18 protein-coding genes and 2 tRNA genes are annotated in these 18024 nt (G+C 69.6%); 6 read left to right on the top strand and 14 right to left on the bottom strand.

Annotated elements, in window-relative coordinates:
- Positions 1 to 37: 37 nt before the first annotated feature.
- The 7 genes from pdxR to NFX31_RS09585 form a co-directional block, all read right to left on the bottom strand.
- On the bottom strand, positions 38 to 1414 hold the full coding sequence (gene pdxR, locus NFX31_RS09615; RefSeq protein WP_262955573.1) for a MocR-like pyridoxine biosynthesis transcription factor PdxR: 1377 nt from the start codon (positions 1412 to 1414) through the stop codon (positions 38 to 40).
- Between the two features lie 68 nt (positions 1415 to 1482).
- Positions 1483 to 1555 (bottom strand) — tRNA-His (locus NFX31_RS09610).
- Positions 1556 to 1591: 36 nt separating this feature from the next.
- Positions 1592 to 2218, bottom strand: coding sequence for an oligoribonuclease (orn, locus tag NFX31_RS09605; RefSeq protein ID WP_045250055.1), 627 nt, complete (start codon positions 2216 to 2218; stop codon positions 1592 to 1594).
- Between the two features lie 39 nt (positions 2219 to 2257).
- Positions 2258 to 2332: transfer RNA gene (locus NFX31_RS09600), tRNA-Arg, on the bottom strand.
- Positions 2323 to 2688, bottom strand: coding sequence for a hypothetical protein (locus tag NFX31_RS09595; protein ID WP_082072205.1), 366 nt, complete (start codon positions 2686 to 2688; stop codon positions 2323 to 2325). The genes NFX31_RS09600 and NFX31_RS09595 overlap by 10 nt, the downstream gene beginning before the upstream one ends.
- Before the next feature lie 65 nt (positions 2689 to 2753).
- Positions 2754 to 3452: a phosphatase PAP2 family protein gene (locus NFX31_RS09590; protein WP_052674236.1), complete on the bottom strand. Its 699-nt coding sequence runs from the start codon at positions 3450 to 3452 to the stop codon at positions 2754 to 2756.
- Positions 3453 to 3575: 123 nt separating this feature from the next.
- Positions 3576 to 3839 carry a hypothetical protein gene (locus NFX31_RS09585; RefSeq protein WP_052674237.1) on the bottom strand — a complete coding sequence of 88 codons (264 nt, stop codon included), beginning with the start codon at positions 3837 to 3839 and terminating at the stop codon, positions 3576 to 3578.
- A 103-nt stretch (positions 3840 to 3942) separates the two neighbouring features.
- Here NFX31_RS09585 and NFX31_RS09580 point away from each other — a divergent pair, with 103 nt between their 5' ends.
- Together NFX31_RS09580 and NFX31_RS09575 are read left to right on the top strand one after the other, a co-directional pair.
- Positions 3943 to 4569: a LysE family transporter gene (locus NFX31_RS09580; protein WP_045250115.1), complete on the top strand. Its 627-nt coding sequence runs from the start codon at positions 3943 to 3945 to the stop codon at positions 4567 to 4569.
- Between the two features lie 162 nt (positions 4570 to 4731).
- Positions 4732 to 5202, top strand: a complete 471-nt coding sequence (locus NFX31_RS09575; RefSeq protein ID WP_045250056.1) for a single-stranded DNA-binding protein — start codon at positions 4732 to 4734, stop codon at positions 5200 to 5202.
- 102 nt (positions 5203 to 5304) lie between these two features.
- Here NFX31_RS09575 and NFX31_RS09570 read toward each other — a convergent pair whose 3' ends face one another.
- On the bottom strand, positions 5305 to 6900 hold the full coding sequence (locus tag NFX31_RS09570) for an isocitrate lyase (RefSeq protein ID WP_262955572.1): 1596 nt from the start codon (positions 6898 to 6900) through the stop codon (positions 5305 to 5307).
- 159 nt (positions 6901 to 7059) lie between these two features.
- Here NFX31_RS09570 and NFX31_RS09565 point away from each other — a divergent pair, with 159 nt between their 5' ends.
- From NFX31_RS09565 to NFX31_RS09555, 3 genes are all read left to right on the top strand, one after another.
- The gene (locus tag NFX31_RS09565) at positions 7060 to 7566 is read left to right on the top strand and encodes a DUF6993 domain-containing protein (protein ID WP_248700403.1); all 507 of its coding nucleotides are present in this window, start codon (positions 7060 to 7062) and stop codon (positions 7564 to 7566) included.
- Between the two features lie 108 nt (positions 7567 to 7674).
- Positions 7675 to 9354: an energy-dependent translational throttle protein EttA gene (gene ettA, locus NFX31_RS09560; RefSeq protein ID WP_045250058.1), complete on the top strand. Its 1680-nt coding sequence runs from the start codon at positions 7675 to 7677 to the stop codon at positions 9352 to 9354.
- Positions 9355 to 9430: 76 nt separating this feature from the next.
- Positions 9431 to 9892 carry an acyl-CoA thioesterase gene (locus NFX31_RS09555; RefSeq protein ID WP_045250117.1) on the top strand — a complete coding sequence of 154 codons (462 nt, stop codon included), beginning with the start codon at positions 9431 to 9433 and terminating at the stop codon, positions 9890 to 9892.
- A gap of 16 nt (positions 9893 to 9908) precedes the next feature.
- Here the strand turns inward: NFX31_RS09555 and NFX31_RS09550 are convergent, their stop codons facing one another.
- Positions 9909 to 10793 carry an acyl-CoA thioesterase gene (locus NFX31_RS09550; RefSeq protein ID WP_082072207.1) on the bottom strand — a complete coding sequence of 295 codons (885 nt, stop codon included), beginning with the start codon at positions 10791 to 10793 and terminating at the stop codon, positions 9909 to 9911.
- 63 nt (positions 10794 to 10856) lie between these two features.
- Between NFX31_RS09550 and NFX31_RS09545 the strand changes: the two genes are divergently transcribed.
- Positions 10857 to 11522 (top strand): DUF8185 domain-containing protein, encoded by a 666-nt coding sequence (locus NFX31_RS09545; protein WP_045250059.1) that lies wholly within the window; start codon positions 10857 to 10859, stop codon positions 11520 to 11522.
- A gap of 21 nt (positions 11523 to 11543) precedes the next feature.
- Here NFX31_RS09545 and NFX31_RS09540 read toward each other — a convergent pair whose 3' ends face one another.
- The 5 genes from NFX31_RS09540 to pepN form a co-directional block, all read right to left on the bottom strand.
- Positions 11544 to 11831: a helix-turn-helix transcriptional regulator gene (locus NFX31_RS09540; RefSeq protein ID WP_045250060.1), complete on the bottom strand. Its 288-nt coding sequence runs from the start codon at positions 11829 to 11831 to the stop codon at positions 11544 to 11546.
- Between the two features lie 82 nt (positions 11832 to 11913).
- Positions 11914 to 13584, bottom strand: a complete 1671-nt coding sequence (locus tag NFX31_RS09535) for an FAD-binding dehydrogenase (protein ID WP_045250061.1) — start codon at positions 13582 to 13584, stop codon at positions 11914 to 11916.
- Positions 13585 to 13626: 42 nt separating this feature from the next.
- On the bottom strand, positions 13627 to 14064 hold the full coding sequence (locus NFX31_RS09530) for a globin (RefSeq protein ID WP_045250062.1): 438 nt from the start codon (positions 14062 to 14064) through the stop codon (positions 13627 to 13629).
- Positions 14061 to 15278, bottom strand: coding sequence for a mechanosensitive ion channel family protein (locus NFX31_RS09525; protein WP_082072211.1), 1218 nt, complete (start codon positions 15276 to 15278; stop codon positions 14061 to 14063). Before NFX31_RS09525 ends, NFX31_RS09530 begins: the two co-directional genes overlap by 4 nt.
- Before the next feature lie 141 nt (positions 15279 to 15419).
- Positions 15420 to 18014: an aminopeptidase N gene (pepN, locus tag NFX31_RS09520; protein ID WP_262955571.1), complete on the bottom strand. Its 2595-nt coding sequence runs from the start codon at positions 18012 to 18014 to the stop codon at positions 15420 to 15422.
- Positions 18015 to 18024: the final 10 nt, after the last annotated feature.

Here is an 18024-nt window from a genome sequence, read left to right as displayed (position 1 = left end):
GAATCGCCCGCACTGCGGCAAGGAGGCGCGCCTCCCATCAGAGCAGGCGTCCGATCGTGGCGATGGCGGAAGCGAGACGCGCCTCCGAATGCGGACCGTAGCCGATCACGAGCCCCGGGGCGCCGGGGGTCGACCGGTAGGCCGACAGCGGCGTGATGTGGATCCCCGCGGCGGCGGCCCGTTCCGCGAGAGCCGCGTCGTCGACGTGATCGGGCAGCAGGACCAGCAGATGCAGGCCGGCAGCGATCCCTTCGATCCGTGCACGGGGCAGGTGCTCCCTGACGGCGGCGACCGCCGCGTCGCGACGCTCCCTGTGCCGCCGTCGCAGGCGTCGGATCTGCCGTTCCAGGGCACCCGAGCGGATGAGGTCGGCGAGGGCCAGCTGAGGCAGGGCGGGTGATCCGAGATCCGTGGCCCAGCGCGTGCGCACGAGGTCCGCGTGCCACGCGTCTGGGGCGACCAGCCATCCGATCCGCAGCGCCGGCGCCAGCACTTTGGAGAGGCTCGACACGTGCAGGATCCGATCCGGGGCCGCCGAGTGCAGAGCGGCGACCGGCGTCCGGTCGTAGCGGTACTCGGAGTCGTAGTCGTCCTCGATGATGATGCCGTCTCTCTGCTCTGCCCAGGCGACGAGGTCGCGGCGGCGCGCCGCCGAGAGCACGGCGCCGGTCGGGAACTGGTGCGCCGGCGTCGTGAGCACGGCGCGGGCGTCCGTCGCGGCGAGCGCTGCGACGTCGATGCCCTCGCCGTCGACCGGCACCGGCTCCAGGCGGTCCAGCCAGTAGGCGAGGATCCGCCGGTTCCCGTCGGCGCCCGGATCCTCGATCGCGCACGTCGAGACGCCGTGTGCGCGCATCACCTGGGCGATGAGGCTGAGCGCGCCGGTGACGCCTGCGGTGACGATGATGCGCTCGGGTGCGACGGAGACTCCTCGGCTGCGGGCGAGCCATCCGGACAGCTGCTTCCGGAGTTCCGGCGCCCCCTGCGGGTCGGCGTATCCGAGTTCGCGGGAGGTCGCGGTCGCGAGCACGCGCCTCTCGGCCTGCAGCCAGGCCGAGCGGGGGAAGGCGCTCAGGTCGGGAACGCCTTCGGAGAGATGCAGCACCAGGGTGGGGTCGGGCGTGTCGCTCGCCCTTGGAGAGGGGACCGGCCGCGTCACGACCTCGGCGATCCTCGTGCCGGCGCCCCGGTTCGTGACGAGCAGGCCCTCCTCGGTGAGCCGGCGGTACGCCTCGACCACCACGCCGCGGGAGAAGGCCAGCTCTTCGGCGAGTTCGCGGCTCGGAGGCACACGCGTCCCTGCGCCGAGCGTGCCGTCGGAGATCGCCGTGCGCAGCTGCGCGGTGAGCCAGGCCGTCCGGCCGCGCGCCGGCGCGGTCGAGGGCTGGAGGCGGAGGAAATCGGAGCCGGTCATCTGCCACGGATCCTATCCGCAGACGACGAAGAGGCCCGGATCCATGGGGATCCGGGCCTCTTCCTCTGGGTGGCTAACGGGGCTTGAACCCGCGACCCCCGCGACCACAACGCGGTGCTCTACCAACTGAGCTATAGCCACCATGTGCCTGCCGGAGCGGGCAACCTGACCAGTGTATTACAGGTTCGGAGCGAACTCTGACACGACGGCGTCCGAGGCGCTCTGCGCCTCCTCGCTGGACGGGCCGGGCTGGTCCACGAACACCGCGCGACGGTAGTACTCGAGCTCGCGGATCGACTCGAGGATGTCGGCGAGAGCGCGGTGTCCGCCGTCCTTCGTCGGGGCGTGGAAGAACACCCGCGGGTACCACCGGCGGGAGAGCTCCTTGATGCTGGAGACGTCGACGTTCCGGTAGTGCAGGTACTGGTCCACGTCGGGCATGTACTTCGCGAGGAACATCCGATCGGTGCCGATCGTGTTGCCCGCGAGCGGCGCCTTGCGCTCCTGCGGCACGAACCGCTGGATGTACGCCAGAGTCTGGGCCTGCGCCTCGGCGAGGGTGACCCCCTGGGGGATCTCCTCGTAGAGCCCCGAGGTGCGATGCATGTTCGTGACGAACTCGCCCATCTGGTCCAGAGCCGCGTCACTGGCGCGGATGACCACCTGGAACCCCGGATCGACCAGGCGAAGCTCGAAGTCGGTGATCACGACGGCGATCTCGACGAGCTCGTCGATCGCGAGATCGAGCCCCGTCATCTCGCAGTCGATCCAGACCAGCCGATCGTTCTCGGACGAAGAAACCATGCCGCCATCCTACTGACGTCGGCAATGGCTCCCTCGGCGTGGTCCCCCAGGCACGATTCGAACGTGCGACCGGCGACTTAGAAGGTCGATGCTCTTCCGCTGAGCTACTGGGGGTCGTCGTTCAGCATATCCGGACCCATGGATCGGGGCTCTCTCAGGGTCTCCGAGATCAGGTACTTCCGGGTCCTGGCGCGCTTCGCCGTGCGCCGCCGATGGCAGTTCGCGCAGACGACCTCGCACTTGGCCATCTCCGCGGCGATCGTCGCCCAGGAACGCGTGGATGCAGTGATCGCCCGGGCGATCTCGAACCGCTTTGCGAACTCCGGCAGATGGTCGAACTCGAGCACGACGGGATCATTGATGCCGCAGTCGACGCAGGGGTGAGCGAGAAGATACTGGATCATGAGCTCGAAGTTGCGGGCACGGTGCTGCGCCTGCATCTCGTACTGTTTCGCACCCTTGCTGGGCATGAGCGGCCCCCTCCGTCATCGACCGCCACGCTAGCGAGGAGGTCCGACGTTCGCCGGGGGAGAGGTCAGCCCCGCGCGGAGCGACGTCCGATGCGCGCGGCGATCACGTCGACGATCAGCCAGCGGACGGCGCCCGCCGTCGCGAGGGCCCAGATCGCGGAGCCGAGCACGTCCGTCGGGAAGTGCAGGCCGTCGCTGACGACGGCGAGCCCGACGATCACGCCGGCGACCACGCCGAGCGCCACGGGCAGCCACGCGAAGCGGGTTCCGCGCAGCAGGAACCAGAAGGCGATCGCGAGGGCGACGACGTAGGCGGTGTGCCCGCTGGGGAAGGACCCGTCGGTCTGCAGCGGGGAGAACGGGTGGGCCAGCAGGGCGGCGTCCGGCCGAGGCCGGTCGACGAGGATCTTGATCGCGGCGACCGGCAGCCAGGCGAACGCGACGGTGAGTCCGAAGAGGATCGCTGTGCGCAGCGAGCGGGATACCGCCCAGACGAGAGCGGCGATGACGAGGGTGATCGCTACGGCGGGAACCGGTTCGATCCCGCGGTAGACCGCATTGCTCACGGCGCCCCACCAGCCGGTGTGCGTCTGGTTCAGAGCGACGACCACGCCCTGGTCCGCCTGGGTCGCCTTCATGACGAACCCGAGGGCGATGACAGCGATGGCGCCGACGATCGCGGTCACCACGAGCGGGATCGGGCGTGAGGTCGGGCGCTCGATCCCGGTGAGCGGGCGGGTGCGCGTGCGTCGAAGCTCGGTCATTGGTACTCCCTCATCGCGGTCCTCGCGATGGCGGCATCGGAGGCGGGCGTCGCGCCTGTGCGCGTGCGCCCGGACCTATGTTCCGATGCGTTGTCTAAGGATTGGCCAAGAACCGGCCGCCGGCTAGAACCGCAGGGCCGCCACGGCGTCGTCGGCGCTCCAGAAATCGCCGACGATGCGGAACAGCCCCGAGGGCAGGTGGAGCCGCTCGGCGCGATAGCGCACACCCAGGTCGTGCGGGACGATCCGCAGATGGCCCCGGATCGTGCCGCGGGAGTCGACCACTCGCCAGAGCCGCTCGCCGGCGGGCTGCAGGGTCTCGACGGCGCGTGCGAGGACGGGCGTCGCCCAGCGGATGGTGGGTGCAGGGGTCGTGTTCGTGGTCATGGTGCCTCCTTCACCTTCGAACATACGGACGGCCACCGACATTCGGCCGCGGAAGGCGCTCGGCGTGCGAATGCGTGCGCCCAGGAGTCCCTACACTGTGCTGGTGACTGTGACCGTGTGGCTTTCGCTGGTCGTCGCGTGCCTGGTGATCAGCCTCACTCCGGGTGCGGGCGCCATCAACACGATGACCAACTCCCTGAACGAGGGATGGCGTCGTTCCATCTGGGGCATCGTGGGGCAGCAGCTGGCCCTCGTCGTGCATGTCGCGATCGTGGCCGCGGGAGTCGGCCTGCTGGTCGCGCGCGTCCCCTGGCTGTTCGAGACGATCCGCTATCTCGGTGCCGCATACCTGGTCTATCTGGGGATCCGGCTGATCGTGGCCCGCGTCCCGGACACGGTCGAGGAACCCGGTCTGGAGCGGTCTCCCGAAGGCCGCTGGCCGATGCTTCGGCGCGGCTTCTGGGTGAACCTGCTCAACCCGAAGGCGATCGTGTTCTTCCTCGCGTTCGTGCCGCAGTTCATCCGCCTCGATCGCGACCCCTGGCCCCAGTACCTGATCCTCATCGGCACGACTGTGGTGATCGACGTCGTCGTGATGTGGTTCGTCTTCGCCGCGACCGCTCAGACCTTCCGGCGGCTCACATCGAGCCGCACCGGTCAGCGCACGCTCAACACCGTCTTCGGCGCTCTGTTCATCGCGGTCGCGGCACTGCTGCTGTTCGTGCACTGAAGCGGCGTTCCGCGGCGGCGTCGCCCTCGCCCTCCACAACCGGGCGATGCCGCCCGTCGCGCACCGATTGCGCGATGACGTCATCGTGGGCTCCCCGCCCGCGTCACGATCTCTGCAGGACCGGAGCCGGCGCGGGCTCCGCGCGAGCAGAGGAGAACGATCATGGCCGACACCATCACTGTCGTGGGGAACATCGCCACGGTGCCGGAGCGTCGCAGCACGGCGACCGGCATCCCCGCGCTGAGCTTTCGGATGGCGACCAACCACCGGCGTCCTGACGGCAACGGGGGATGGGTGGACGCCAGTACGAACTGGTTCGAGATCAGGGCCTACCGGGCTCTCGCCGAGAACGCGGCCGTGTCGCTGACCAAGGGCGACGCCGTCATCGTCGTCGGCCGGCTGCGGCTGCGCGAATGGGAGGGCAAGGAGGGCAGACGCGGCATGAGCGTGGAGATCGAGGCGGACAGCATCGGCCCGGATCTGCGCCGAGGGCGCGGGGTCTTCCATCGCACGATCGCGGCGGCGCCCGGCGCCCCGGCGGATGCGGGTCCGCCCCAGCCTGCGGCGGCGCCGGACGCGGAGACGCCCGGCGACGGATGGGCGACGCCCGGCGAGGACCCGACTCCGTTCTGACATTCCCGGTCGACGTCGTCGGTCATGGTGTCTGCGCGCAGAACCGGGCCCCGGCGAGGCCGGGACCCGATTCCGTGGTGACGACGGATCAGCCGAGCCGGATCAGCTGAACTGGTTCATGGTGTTGTCCTTGCCGCCCGCCTTCAGGGCGGCTGCGCCGGCGAAGTACTCCTTGTGGTTGTCGCCGATGTCGCTGCCCGCCATGTTCTGGTGCTTGACCGTCGCGATGCCCTCGCGGATCTCCCGGCGCTGCACGTCGCGGACGTAGGTGAGCATCCCCTCGTCGCCGAAGTAGCCCCTCGCCAGGCTGTCGGTGGACAGCGCCGCGGTGTGGTACGTCGGCAGGGTGATGAGGTGATGGAAGATCCCGGCGCGTGCTGAGCCGTCGCGCTGGAAGGTTCGGATCTTCTCGTCGGCGAGGCGCGCGAGCTCCGTGCCGTCGTATTCGACGCTCATCAGGTTACCGCGGTCGTACGCCGTCACGTCGGCGCCCTGCTCGGCGAGCTGGTCGAAGACCTGCTGGCGGAAGTTGAGCGTCCAGTTGAACGACGGGCTGTTGTTGTAGACGAGCTTGGCGTTCGGCACCACCTCGCGGATGCGGTCGACCATGCCGGCGATCTGCTCGACGTGCGGCTTCTCGGTCTCGATCCAGAGCAGGTCGGCGCCGTGCCGCAGCGACGTGATGCAGTCCAGCACGCAGCGGTCCTCACCGGTGCCGGGACGGAACTGGTAGAGGTTGCTGGCGAGGCGCTTCGGGCGCAGCAGGCGGCCCTCGCGGCGGATGACCACGTCGCCGTCGCTCAGGTCCGCCTCACCGATCTCCTCGACATCGAGGAACGCGTTGTACTGGTCGCCCAGGTCACCCGGCTCCGACGAGACGGCGAGCTTCTGCGTCAGCCCCGCGCCGAGAGAGTCGGTGCGCGCGACGATGACGCCGTTGTCGACACCGAGCTCGAGGAAGGCGTAGCGGACGGCGTTGATCTTCGCGAGGAAGTCGTCATGCGGCACCGTGACCTTGCCGTCCTGGTGGCCGCACTGCTTCTCATCCGAGACCTGATTCTCGATCTGGATCGCGCACGCGCCCGCCTCGATCATCTTCTTCGCGAGCAGATACGTAGCCTCGGGGTTGCCGAAGCCGGCGTCGATGTCGGCGATGATCGGCACGACATGGGTCTCGTAGTCGTCGATCTGGGTCTGGATGAACTCGACCGCGGTCTCGTCGCCGGCGGCGCGTGCGGCGTCGAGCTTCGTGAACAGCAGATCGAGCTCACGGGCGTCGGCCTGGCGCAGGAACGTGTAGAGCTCCTCGATGAGCGCGGGGACCGAGGTCTTCTCGTGCATCGACTGGTCCGGGAGAGGTCCGAACTCCGAGCGGAGCGCCGCGACCATCCAGCCCGAGAGGTACAGGTACCGCTTGTTGGTGCTCTTGAGGTGCTTCTTGATCGAGATGAGCTTCTGCTGACCGATGAAGCCGTGCCAGACGCCGAGGGACTGCGTGTAGACGGATGAGTCCGCGTCGTACTCGTCCATGTCGCGACGCATGATGTCGGCGGTGTAGCGGGCGATCTCGAGACCGGTCGTGAAGCGGTTCTGCGCACGCATCCGGGCGACGTACTCGGGGTTGATCGCATCCCAGCTGGAGCCGTGCTGCTTCTTGAGGGCCTCGACGGCCTCGACGTCGTTCTGGAACGCGGTCATGGTGATTCCTCCGTGTGATGGTGGGCCGACGGGAGCGGCTGTGCGGTGGTTGGTTCCACCATGCCTAAGGAGTCGTGGGTCTTTCGAACATTCCAGAGGTGAAGATTCGCCAGAATTCTGTGATCCGCAAGTCACAGGTCGCCACCATAGACTCGGGGCGTGCCCAGACGTCCGTCGATCGCCGCGCTGAGGACGACCGTCGTCGTCCTCGCCCTGACCCTGGCGATCCCGCTCGCGGGGTGCGCCCCGATCGGGCAGGCGCCGACGAGCACGACGGGTCCCCCCGCGACGACCGGCTCGACGCAGGGCCCGGCGACGGCCTCGCCGGCGCCGACGCTGCTGCCCGGCGGAACCGCGGACGACAACCTCCCGCTGTTCCGGGCGGTGACCGCGCAGGTCTGGAGCTCGGATCAGCGCGCCTCGGGCCGGGCGTACATCGACGCGCTGGTCGCGGCGGGCTTCGATCGCAGCGCCATGCAGTTGACGGAGGATCACTCGACGGTCGGCAACCCGGCGGAGAGCTTCCAGTTCTCCGTGCGCTGGGGCGATGCGGAATGCCTCGTCGGCCAGGTCGGGCCCTCCACGGGGGATCCGGTCACGGCCGTGCTCCCGCAGCTCGACGCGGGCGCATGCCTCATCGGAAAGACCGCGCCCGTCGGACCCTAGTCGCCCCGGGTAGGCTGGAGTGTCGATCCCGAGGCTGCGAGCCTCCTGGCCCGCAGTCGTCCGCCTGGTCACCACGATCGTCGTCATCACGACAGAAGGAGCGCCCTCGTGGCCGAATACATCTACTCCATGGTCCGCGCCCGGAAGGCGGTGGGCGACAAGCTCATCCTCGACGACGTCACGATGGCGTTCCTCCCCGGTGCCAAGATCGGCATGGTCGGTCCGAACGGCGCGGGCAAGTCCACGATCCTCAAGATCATGGCCGGCCTCGACACGCCTTCGAACGGAGAGGCCAAGCTGACGCCGGGCTTCTCCGTGGGAATCCTCATGCAGGAGCCCGAGCTCGACGAGACCAAGACCGTTCTGGAGAACATCCAGGAGGGCGTGGCGATCAAGGCCAAGGTCGACCGCTTCAACGAGATCTCGGCGCAGATGGCCGACCCGGACGCGGACTTCGACGCGCTGCTCGCCGAGATGGGCGTGCTGCAGGAGGAGATCGACGCCGCCGACGGCTGGGACCTCGACTCCCAGCTCGAGCAGGCCATGGACGCGCTGCGCACGCCGCCCGCCGACGCCTCGGTGACGAACCTCTCCGGTGGTGAGAAGCGCCGCGTCGCGCTCGCGAAGCTGCTGCTGCAGAAGCCCGATCTGCTCCTGCTCGACGAGCCCACCAACCACCTCGATGCCGAGAGCGTGCTGTGGCTCGAGAAGCACCTGCAGGCCTACAAGGGCGCGGTGATCGCGATCACCCACGACCGGTACTTCCTCGACAACATGGCCGAGTGGATCGCCGAGGTCGACCGCGGCCGCCTCATCGGCTACGAGGGCAACTACTCCACCTATCTGGAGAAGAAGGCCGAGCGTCTCGACATCCAGGGGAAGAAGGACGCGAAGCTCGCCAAGCGTCTCAAGGACGAGCTCGAGTGGGTGCGTTCGAGCGCCAAGGGCCGTCAGACCAAGTCGAAGGCGCGCCTCGCCCGCTACGAGGAGATGGCGGCGGAGGCGGAGCGGACGCGGAAGCTCGACTTCGAGGAGATCACGATCCCCGCGGGTCCGCGCTTGGGCAGCGTCGTGATCGAGGCGAAGAACCTGAAGAAGGGCTTCGAGGGGCGTTCGCTCATCGACGGCCTCAGCTTCAGCCTGCCGCCGAACGGCATCGTCGGCGTGATCGGCCCGAACGGCGTCGGAAAGACCACGCTGTTCAAGACGATCGTGGGGCTCGAGCCGCTCGACGGTGGCGACCTGAAGGTCGGCGAGACGGTCAAGATCAGCTACGTCGACCAGTCCCGCGCCAACATCGACCCGGACAAGACCCTGTGGGAGGTCGTCTCCGACGGCCTGGACATCATGATGGTCGGCAAGACCGAGATCCCGTCCCGCGCCTACGTCTCGAAGTTCGGGTTCAAGGGCCCGGACCAGCAGAAGAAGGCCGGCGTGCTGTCCGGTGGTGAGCGCAACCGCCTGAACCTCGCACTGACCCTCAAGGAGGGCGGCAACCTGCTGCTCCTCGACGAGCCCACCAACGACCTCGACGTCGAGACCCTGAGCTCGCTGGAGAACGCGCTGCTCGAGTTCCCCGGGTGCGCCGTGGTCATCACGCACGACCGGTGGTTCCTGGACCGGATCGCGACCCACATCCTGGCCTACGAGGGCACCGACGAGAACCCCGACCAGTGGTACTGGTTCGAGGGCAACTTCGAGGCCTACGAGAAGAACAAGATCGAGCGTCTCGGACCGGATGCGGCCAACCCGCATCGCTCCACGCACCGCAGGCTCACGCGTGACTGACGACGCCACGGGCGCCGCGGCGTCCGCCCGCTCTGCCGACGCGGCGGCTCCGGAGGGGGCCGCCGCGGGGGAGCGCCTGCACATCCCGATCCAGCTGCGCTGGGGCGACCTCGACGCGTTCAACCACGTCAACAACACCTCGATGCTCAAGCTGCTCGAGGAGGCGCGCGTGCGCGCGTTCTGGCGTCCCGGCGAGGGCGAGCACGGACCCAGCACCGCGGTGCTGGACTCCGGCATCGACGCCGGCGCGCTGACGCTCGTCGCACGGCAGGAGATCGAGTACTTCGCCCCCGTGCCCTATCAGAGGCACCCGCTCGAGGTGCAGATGTGGTTCGGCAAGATCGGCGGATCCAGCGTCGAGGTCTGCTACGAGGTCTTCAACGACCCGTCTTTCGAGGAGCGGGTGCTCTACGCGCGCTCGACCGCGGTGATCGTGCTCGTCGACGCCGCGAGCGGGCGGCCGACGAGGATCAGCCAGGAGATGCGGGACGCGTGGGCACCGTACGTCGGCGCGCCTCTCACCTACACGCACCGCTGAGCGGTCCGCGGGAGCCTCACGCCTCCGGCACGCGGATGGTGATCTCCTGCGCGACGCTGGCCACCAGCGCGCCCTCGCGGGTATAGATCCGTCCGCGAGCGAGCCCGCGTCCTCCGCGCGCGTTCGGCGAGTCCTGCACGTACAGCAGCCACTCGTCGACACGGCCGGGGCGGTGCCACCACATGGCATGGTCCAGGCTCGCGACCTTCAGCCCGGGGGTGGACCAGCTCAGCCCGTGCGCACGGAGGATGGACTCCTGGATCGACATGTCGCTGAGGTACGCCAGTGCCGCGCGGTGCAGCGCAGGATCGTCCGGGAAAGGTGCACGCAGGCGCATCCACACCGCCTGCTGCGCGATCCGCTCCGGGCCGGCGTCGAGGAAGAGCGGCCCCTCGACATGGCGCATGTCCACGGGACGCTCGGTCAGCATGCGCCTGGACAGCGGGTGGATGCCGGCGGAGAGCTCTTCGTCCGTGCGCAGGGTCTCGGGGTCCGGGATGTCGGCGGGCATCGGCTCGGCGTGCTCGATCCCCGGGTTCTCGTCCTGGAAGGAGGCGATCATCGAGAAGATGGGCACGCCGTTCTGGTACGCCTGCGAGCGCCGCGTGGAGAAGGAGCGACCGTCGTGGATCCGGTCCACCGCGAAGGTCAGGCCCTGCGAGGCGTCGCCCGCGCGCAGGAAGTAGCCGTGCATCGAGTGCGGGACTCGCCCCTCGGGCATGGTCCGCTCGGCGGCGATGATCGACTGGCCGAGCACCTGGCCGCCGTAGATCCGCCCGGTGGGCATCGGATGCGAGGCGCCGGTGAAGATGTCCTCGGTGGTGCGGGCGTCGGTGGAGCCGAGATCGAGGATCCCGAGCAGCATGTCGACCGAGCGCCGGGCGTCCTCATCCGAAGCCATGGGGTCCTCTCCGCCGCGGTCACGGGGCGGGGCTGCCGCGGGCCGATTGATAGTTTAGAGGGCGTGACCACGCCCCTGATCCTCGCCGACCCCGAGACCGCGCGCGACGCGCTCACCTTCGTCGCCCGCGCAGCGCGAGCCGGTGACGAGGGGGTGCGCCTGCAGGCCGACGGCGGCATCCTGGCGATGACGGCGGCGGCCCTTGCGCCGCAGAGCCTGTTCGATGCGACTCCGACGATCCTCGCGATGCGGATCGTGCGGGCTGATCCCGAGCTGCGCTGCGACATCGTGATCGACGAGCTCACGGCCACCGACGACGCCCGGGCCCTCGCGCTGCCCGATACGGGACGCAGCCCGGCGTGGGCCGGCGTCGCGCCGCCGCGCGGCGGATGGGCGCCGTCCGGCACTCTCGGCGCCGACGTGATCGCGCAGCGCGCGCAGTGGGGGATCTCGGCAGTCGCCCACGGATCGCCGGCGGGGGCGGGGGAGGATGCGGTGCGCTCCCTCCGGGCAGCGATCTGGGGCGAGCCGGACGAGGACCTTCTGGGCCTGCCCCGCGGCATCGCCTTCGCCGCACACGCGTTCGGCTTCATCTCCGGGGCGGAGCTGGTGCCGGTCACGACCTCGGGACGCTGGACCCGCCTCGCCTTCGCGCGCGGGCACGTGCTCAGCCGCGGCCCCGCCGCGGTCGGCCTGACCGCGGTGAGGTCGACGGGCACGGCAGGCTGAATCCGGTCGCCCGGGGAGTCCTCAACCGCGGGCCCGGCGGAGCTCGGCCGTGTACTCGTGCTCCGGCGAGGAGCCGTCGTCCCAGACCGGGCGGACGAGATCGTCGAGACTCACGCCGAAGGCGGCGGAGAGCTTCAGCCACGTCTTCAGGTCGCCGTAGTGCCGGCCCTGCGAGAGGTTGATCAGCGTCTGCCGGCTCACCCCCGAGCGTTCGGCGAGCTGGTCGAACGTGAGGGTGGACGCGTGCCGCGCCCGGTTGAACGCCACGCGGAGCTGATCCAGATCAGGCTCGGGCGGCGTAGGGGGCACGCTTCCAGTCGACCGGGACCACGCTGATCAGTCAGCAAAGGAACTTGTACTTTCAGTACAACTCTCTGTATCGGGAAGCGGGTCAGGTCGCCTGTGCGGCGGCACGTCCCGCCTGGCGCCCGGAGAAGAGGCAGCCGCCCAGGAAGGTCCCCTCCAGGGCTCGATACCCGTGCACACCGCCGCCGCCGAAGCCGCTCGCCTCGCCCGCGGCAAACAGTCCGGGGATGGCCCCGCCGTCCGCGCCGAGCGCCCGGCCGTCGAGATCCGTCTCGATGCCGCCGAGCGACTTGCGCGTGATCACGCGCAGGCGGACGGCGACCATTGGGCCCGCGGAGGCGTCTTGCAGGCGGTGCGGGGTCGCGGTGCGGATCAGGCGATCGCCGCGATACGCGCGGGCCGAGCGCAGCATCGCGATCTGTGCGTCCTTGGTGAAGTCGTTGTCGATCTCCCGGTCTCGCGCGACGACCTCGTCCCGCACCCGATCCGGATCCAGCACGTCGCCGCCGGGCAGCTCCTGCATCCGCGCGATGAGCCGGCCGAGGTCGGACTCCACGACGAAGTCCTCGCCGCGGTCGAGGAAGGCCTGGACGGGATCCGTGGGCCCCTTGGCGAGACGCGAGCGCAGCAGCAGCGGCACGTCCTTGCCGGTGAGGTCGGGGTTCTGCTCGCTCCCCGAGAGGGCGAACTCCTTCTCGACGATCTGGCGCGTGGTGACGAACCACGAGTGGTCGTGCCCCGTCGTGCGCAGGTGCGCCAGTGTGCCGAGCGTGTCGAACCCGGGATACAGCGGGACGGGGAGACGCCGGCCTGTCGCATCCAGCCAGAGCGACGAGGGACCGGGCAGGATGCGGATGCCGTGACCCGGCCACACCGGATCCCAGTTGCGGATGCCCTCGACGTAGTGCCACATGCGGTCGCCGTTGATGAGGTGCGCTCCCGCCGCCGCGGACACGGCCTGCATCGAGCCGTCGACGTAGGCCGGCACGCCCGTCAGCATGTCCGCGGGCGGGGTTCCGAGTCGGCTGGGCCAGGCCGCGCGCACGAGGTCGTGGTTGCCGCCGATGCCGCCCGAGGTCACGACGGTCGCGCCTGCCGTGATCTCGAACGCGCCGATCGTCTCCCGGCTGCTCTGCACTCCGCGGGCTGCCGGCGAGGACGCCAGGATCTCGCCGTGCGCGCCGGTCACGACGCCATCCTGCGCGGCGAGCCCCGTCACGCGGTGGCGGGGGAGCACCACGAGACGCCCGCTGCGTTCGGCCTCTTCGAGGGCCGCCTGGAACGGCGCGACGATCCCTGGTCCGGTGCCCCAGGTGATGTGGAAGCGCGGAACCGAGTTACCGGGCCCGAGGGCGCCGTATCCTCCGCGCTCGGCCCAGCCCACGACGGGGAAGAAGCCGACGCCGCGTTCCCGCAGCCAGGCGCGCTTCTCGCCGGAGGCGAACTGGAGGTACGCCTCCGCCCAGCGCCGAGGCCAGGCGTCCTCGTCGCGGTCGAAGCCGGCGTTGCCGAACCAGTCCTGCCGCGCGAGCTCGTAGGAGTCGGATACGCCCATGCGCCGCTGCTCCGGAGAGTCGACGAGGAAGAGGCCGCCGAACGACCACCAGGCCTGACCGCCGAGGTTCGTGCGAGGTTCCTGGTCGACGACGATCACGCGTCGTCCCGCCGCGGCGGCCTCGGCGGCGGCGACCAGGCCGGACAGGCCCCAGCCGATCACCAGGACGTCGGTGGAATGGGTGCTGGTCTTCGTCGTCATGAGATCTCCGTCGAACTCTCGATGTGCGGGCAGGAGGAACGCCTACAGGAGCGGGCGCCCGCCCAGGGGTGGAGCGCCGTCGGCACCGGCGCGGCTCGGCTCGAACGTGTTGACCATCGCGTGCGCGGCGCGCTCGAGATAGTCCCACAGCGTCGCCTCATGGATGGGGGAGAGGGCGGCGTCGTCGACGGCCGTCCGCATGCAGCGCAGCCAGCGGTCGCGGGCGTCGGGATCGACGTGGAACGGCATGTGCCGCATGCGCAGGCGGGGGTGGCCGCGCTGCTCGCCGTAGGCGGTGGGACCGCCCCAGTACTGCTCCAGGAACATGCGGAGCCGGTCCGCAGCGGGACCGAGGTCCTCCTCGGGATACATGGGCTTCAGGACGGGGTCGAGCGCGACCTCGCGGTAGAACACGTCAACGAGGCGCTGGAAGGTCGCGTGGCCGCCGACCTCGTCGTAGAAGGACATCGGCTCGCTCATCGCTCGTCTCCCGGGTTCTGCGGATCCTGCGGACTCTGCGGATCGGCGAGGGGAGGCAGAGGAAGGCTCTGCGGCGCGGAAGGCGGGGTCTTCGGCTTCTCGGTCCTCTTCGGCCCGGATGAGTCGGCCGGCGCGGGCTTGGTGCGCGGCGGCGGGGTGACGGTGGCCGGCTTCTCGCCGCCGGTCTTCTTCTTACGCCAGAAGCCGCGCTCGGGCACCGACGGCGCGGCCACCGGGTTCGGGCGGGTGCGCGGCGGATTCGCACCGTGGACGCGGCGCGCGCCCTCGGGACCGGCGAGCTGGACCGTGGCCATGCTCGGCACGGTCAGGTCCATTCCGAGCACGGTGTCTCGCAGCCGCATCCGCAGCTCCTGGGCGACGTCGTCCATCGCGTTCGTTCGCGTCTTCATGACGATCCTGATGACGAGAGCGTCGCCGTCGATCGACTCGAGCCCCCAGATCTCGGGCTTCTCGATGATACGGGTGCGCCACTTCGGATCCTTCGCGAGTCCCTGCGCGGTGGTGAGGAGCGCCTCCTCGACGGCCGCAACGTCCGCATCGGCCGGTACCCCGAGGTCGATGATCGCGCGTGCCCAGCCCTGGGACATGTTGCCGATCCGGGTGATCTCGCCGTTGCGCACGTACCAGAGCGTGCCGTTCGCGTCGCGCACCTGGGTGATGCGCACGCTCACGTACTCTACGACGCCCGAGGCGAGGCCCAGATCCACGACGTCTCCGATGCCGACCTGGTCCTCGGCGACGAGGAACATGCCGTTCAGCACGTCCTTGACGATGTTCTGGGCGCCGAAGCCGAGCCCCGCGCCGACCGCGGCCGTGAGCAGGGTGAGGGATCCCAGCAGGGAGTTGTCGATGATGTTCACGATCAGCACGATCGCCACCACCACGAGGATGACGTTGACGATGTTCTGCAGGATCGTGCCGAGCGTCCGAGTGCGCTGCACGAGCCGCATGTCCGCGAGCGGGGAGCGCTCCAGCGCCCTCGTGTCCGTGACCTCGGCCTTGGACTTGGCGCCCGCGACGATGCGTCGCACGACGCGACGGATCGCGAACCGCAGACCGTAGGCGAGGGCTGCGCAGATCACGATGACCAGGGCCGCCTGCAGCGCCTTGCCGCCGATGGCGAGGAGTGCGCTGGGCAGCCCCTCCCACCATTTCGTGATGTCGGTGGCCAGATCCATGGGGACGATGTTCATCGCTCCCGATCCTATGTCCGAGGCCCTTGGCGGGTTCTGAACGGCGACGGCGCTTCCCCGGGCAAGCCGGGCTGCGCACGATCCTGACGCGACGAAGGGCCGGGGAGAGTGAACTCCCTCCGGCCCCTCGAGCGCAGTCGATCAGGCCTGGGCGGTCGCCTCGACGCTCTCCTCGTCACGCGCCTGGGCGGCCAGTGCGCGCTCGACGTCGGCGAGGTTCTCGAACACCAGGCGACGCAGCGCGGGGGCCGCATCCTGGTGGGCGGAGAGCCAGGCGCGCGTCGCATCGCGGAGCGCGGTGTTCGCGAGCGTCTTCGGGTAGAGCCCGACGATCAGGTAATTGGCCACCTGGAACGTGCGGCCCTCCCAGATCGACAGGAGGCTGTCGAAGTACTTCGGCACGAACGGCTCGAGCAGCGCGGCGCCGGCCGGGTGCGTGAAGCCGAGCGCGGCCGCGCGCACGATCGTGTTGGACAGGTCGTCCCGCTCGACGAGGGAGGCCCAGGCGGCCTCCTTGTCCTCGGCGGTCGGCAGGGCCGCACGCGCCTGGGCGGCGAACTCGCCGCCCTTCGCGGTGTTGTCGCTCGCCAGCGCGGCGTCGATGGCCGCGCCGTCCACGGCGCCGACCGTCGCGAGACCCACCAGCAGCTGCCAGCCGAGATCGGTGTCGATCTCGAGACCGTCCAGCACGAGCTCGCCGTCGCGCAGGCGGCGGACCACGTCGGCGTGCTCCGGCGTGGTGAGCGAGTTCGCGAACGCGGTCACGAACTGCAGCTGGCTGTCGGATCCGGCCGCGGCGCCCTGAGCGAGGGCCCACAGGCCGTCGGCCACCCGGGTGCGCGCCTCGGAGCGGTGCTCCGGGGTGACGTAGAGCGCGGCCGCGGTCTGCAGCTGGCTCAGCGTCGTGCGCACGGTGGTCGATTCGGTCTCACGGCCGATGTTGCCGAGCACCAGGTCGATGTAGTCGCTCGCGGCGCTCTCGGCGTCGCGGGTCTGGTCCCAGGCCGCGCCCCAGACGAGCGAGCGGGCGAGCGGGTCGCTGATGTCGGCGAGGTGCGCCACGGCCGTCGCGAGCGAACGCTCGTCGAGGCGGATCTTCGCGTAGGCGAGGTCCTCGTCGTTCAGCAGCACCAGATCCGGGCGCTTCAGGCCCTGCAGCTCGGGGATCTCGGTGCGGTCGCCGTCCACGTCGACCTCGACGTGGTGCGTGCGCACGAGGGCGCCCGCGGCGTCGAGGTTGTAGAAGCCGATGCCCAGGCGGTGCGGGCGGATGGTCGGGTAGTCCGCGGGGGCGGTCTGGGTGACCGCGAAACGCGAGATCGTACCGTCGGCGGCCTCGGCGATGACGGGGGCGAGCGTGTTGACACCGGCCGTCTCGAGCCACTTCTTCGACCACGAGCTCAGGTCGCGGCCGCTCGTGCGCTCGAGTTCGACGAGCAGGTCGCTGAGCTCGGTGTTCTGCCAGGAGTGCTTGCGGAAGTACTCCGAGACGCCGGCGAAGAACGCCTCGATGCCGACCCAGGCGGCGAGCTGCTTGAGGACGGATCCGCCCTTGGCGTAGGTGATGCCGTCGAAGTTGACCTGGACGTCGTCGAGGTCGTTGATCTCGGCGACGACGGGGTGGGTGGAGGGGAGCTGGTCCTGGCGGTACGCCCAGGTCTTCTCCATCGCGTTGAAGGTCGTCCACGCCTCGGTCCACTCGGTGGCCTCGGCGGTCGCGATGGTCGACGCCCACTCGGCGAACGACTCGTTCAGCCAGAGGTCGTTCCACCACTTCATGGTCACCAGGTCGCCGAACCACATGTGCGCGAGCTCGTGCAGGATCGTGACGACGCGGCGCTCCTTGACGGCGTCCGTCACCTTGCTGCGGAAGACGTAGGTCTCGGTGAACGTCACCGCGCCCGCGTTCTCCATCGCGCCGGCGTTGAACTCCGGCACGAAGAGCTGGTCGTACTTGGCGAACGGGTAGGGGACCCCGAACTTCTCCTCGTAGTACGCGAAGCCCTCGCGCGTCTTGTCGAAGATGTAGTCGGCGTCGAGGTGCTCCCACAGGCTCTTGCGGCCGTAGACGCCGAGGGGGATCACCCGGCCGGATGCGCTGGTGAGCTCGGAGAACGTCTCCTCGTAGGGGCCGGCGATGATCGCGGTGATGTACGACGAGATGCGCGGGGTGGGCTCGAAGCCCCACGTGGCCGAGGATCCGGTGCCCGACTCGGTGGACGGGTCGTGCACGATCGGCTCGGGGGTGGGGGAGTTGGAGACGACCTTCCACGCCGCCGGGGCCGTGATCGTGAACTGGAACGTGGCCTTGAGATCGGGCTGTTCGAAGACCGCGAACACGCGACGGGAGTCCGGGACCTCGAACTGGGAGTAGAGGTAGACCTCGCCGTCGACGGGGTCGACGAAGCGGTGCAGGCCCTCACCCGTGTTGGTGTACTCGCAATCCGCGTCGACGACGAGCACATTGTCGGCGGCGAGCCCGTCGAGGGCGATGCGCGAGTCGGCGTAGGCGCTGATCGGGTCGATCTGCTCGCCGTTCAGGGTGATCTCGCGCACCTCGCGGGCGATCAGGTCGATGAACGTCGACGATCCCTCGGTCGCGGTGAAGCGCACCACGCTGCGGGATCCGAACACCTCCGCGCCCTTGGTCAGGTCGAGCGCGATCTCGTACGACTCGGTGTCGACGATCGCGCGGCGCTCCTGCGCCTCGATGCGGGTGAGGTTCTCTCCAGGCACTGCTCAGACT

The organism is Microbacterium azadirachtae (assembly GCF_025583665.1).
In the GTDB taxonomy this organism is placed as follows: domain Bacteria; phylum Actinomycetota; class Actinomycetes; order Actinomycetales; family Microbacteriaceae; genus Microbacterium; species Microbacterium azadirachtae.
The sequence above is the reverse complement of the archived record's forward strand: the minus strand, read 5'-3'. Positions and strand labels throughout refer to the sequence as shown.

What these genes read in the sequence shown, in the direction of transcription:
- pdxR (WP_262955573.1), bottom strand. Translation starts at nt 1,414, where the DNA reads ATGACCGGCTCCGATTTCCTCCGCCTCCAGCCCTCGACCGCGCCGGCG.
- orn (WP_045250055.1), bottom strand. Translation starts at nt 2,218, where the DNA reads ATGGTTTCTTCGTCCGAGAACGATCGGCTGGTCTGGATCGACTGCGAG.
- NFX31_RS09595 (WP_082072205.1), bottom strand. Translation starts at nt 2,688, where the DNA reads ATGCCCAGCAAGGGTGCGAAACAGTACGAGATGCAGGCGCAGCACCGT.
- NFX31_RS09590 (WP_052674236.1), bottom strand. Translation starts at nt 3,452, where the DNA reads ATGACCGAGCTTCGACGCACGCGCACCCGCCCGCTCACCGGGATCGAG.
- NFX31_RS09585 (WP_052674237.1), bottom strand. Translation starts at nt 3,839, where the DNA reads ATGACCACGAACACGACCCCTGCACCCACCATCCGCTGGGCGACGCCC.
- NFX31_RS09575 (WP_045250056.1), top strand. Translation starts at nt 4,732, where the DNA reads ATGGCCGACACCATCACTGTCGTGGGGAACATCGCCACGGTGCCGGAG.
- NFX31_RS09570 (WP_262955572.1), bottom strand. Translation starts at nt 6,900, where the DNA reads ATGACCGCGTTCCAGAACGACGTCGAGGCCGTCGAGGCCCTCAAGAAG.
- NFX31_RS09550 (WP_082072207.1), bottom strand. Translation starts at nt 10,793, where the DNA reads ATGGCTTCGGATGAGGACGCCCGGCGCTCGGTCGACATGCTGCTCGGG.
- NFX31_RS09535 (WP_045250061.1), bottom strand. Translation starts at nt 13,584, where the DNA reads ATGACGACGAAGACCAGCACCCATTCCACCGACGTCCTGGTGATCGGC.
- NFX31_RS09530 (WP_045250062.1), bottom strand. Translation starts at nt 14,064, where the DNA reads ATGAGCGAGCCGATGTCCTTCTACGACGAGGTCGGCGGCCACGCGACC.
- NFX31_RS09525 (WP_082072211.1), bottom strand. Translation starts at nt 15,278, where the DNA reads ATGAACATCGTCCCCATGGATCTGGCCACCGACATCACGAAATGGTGG.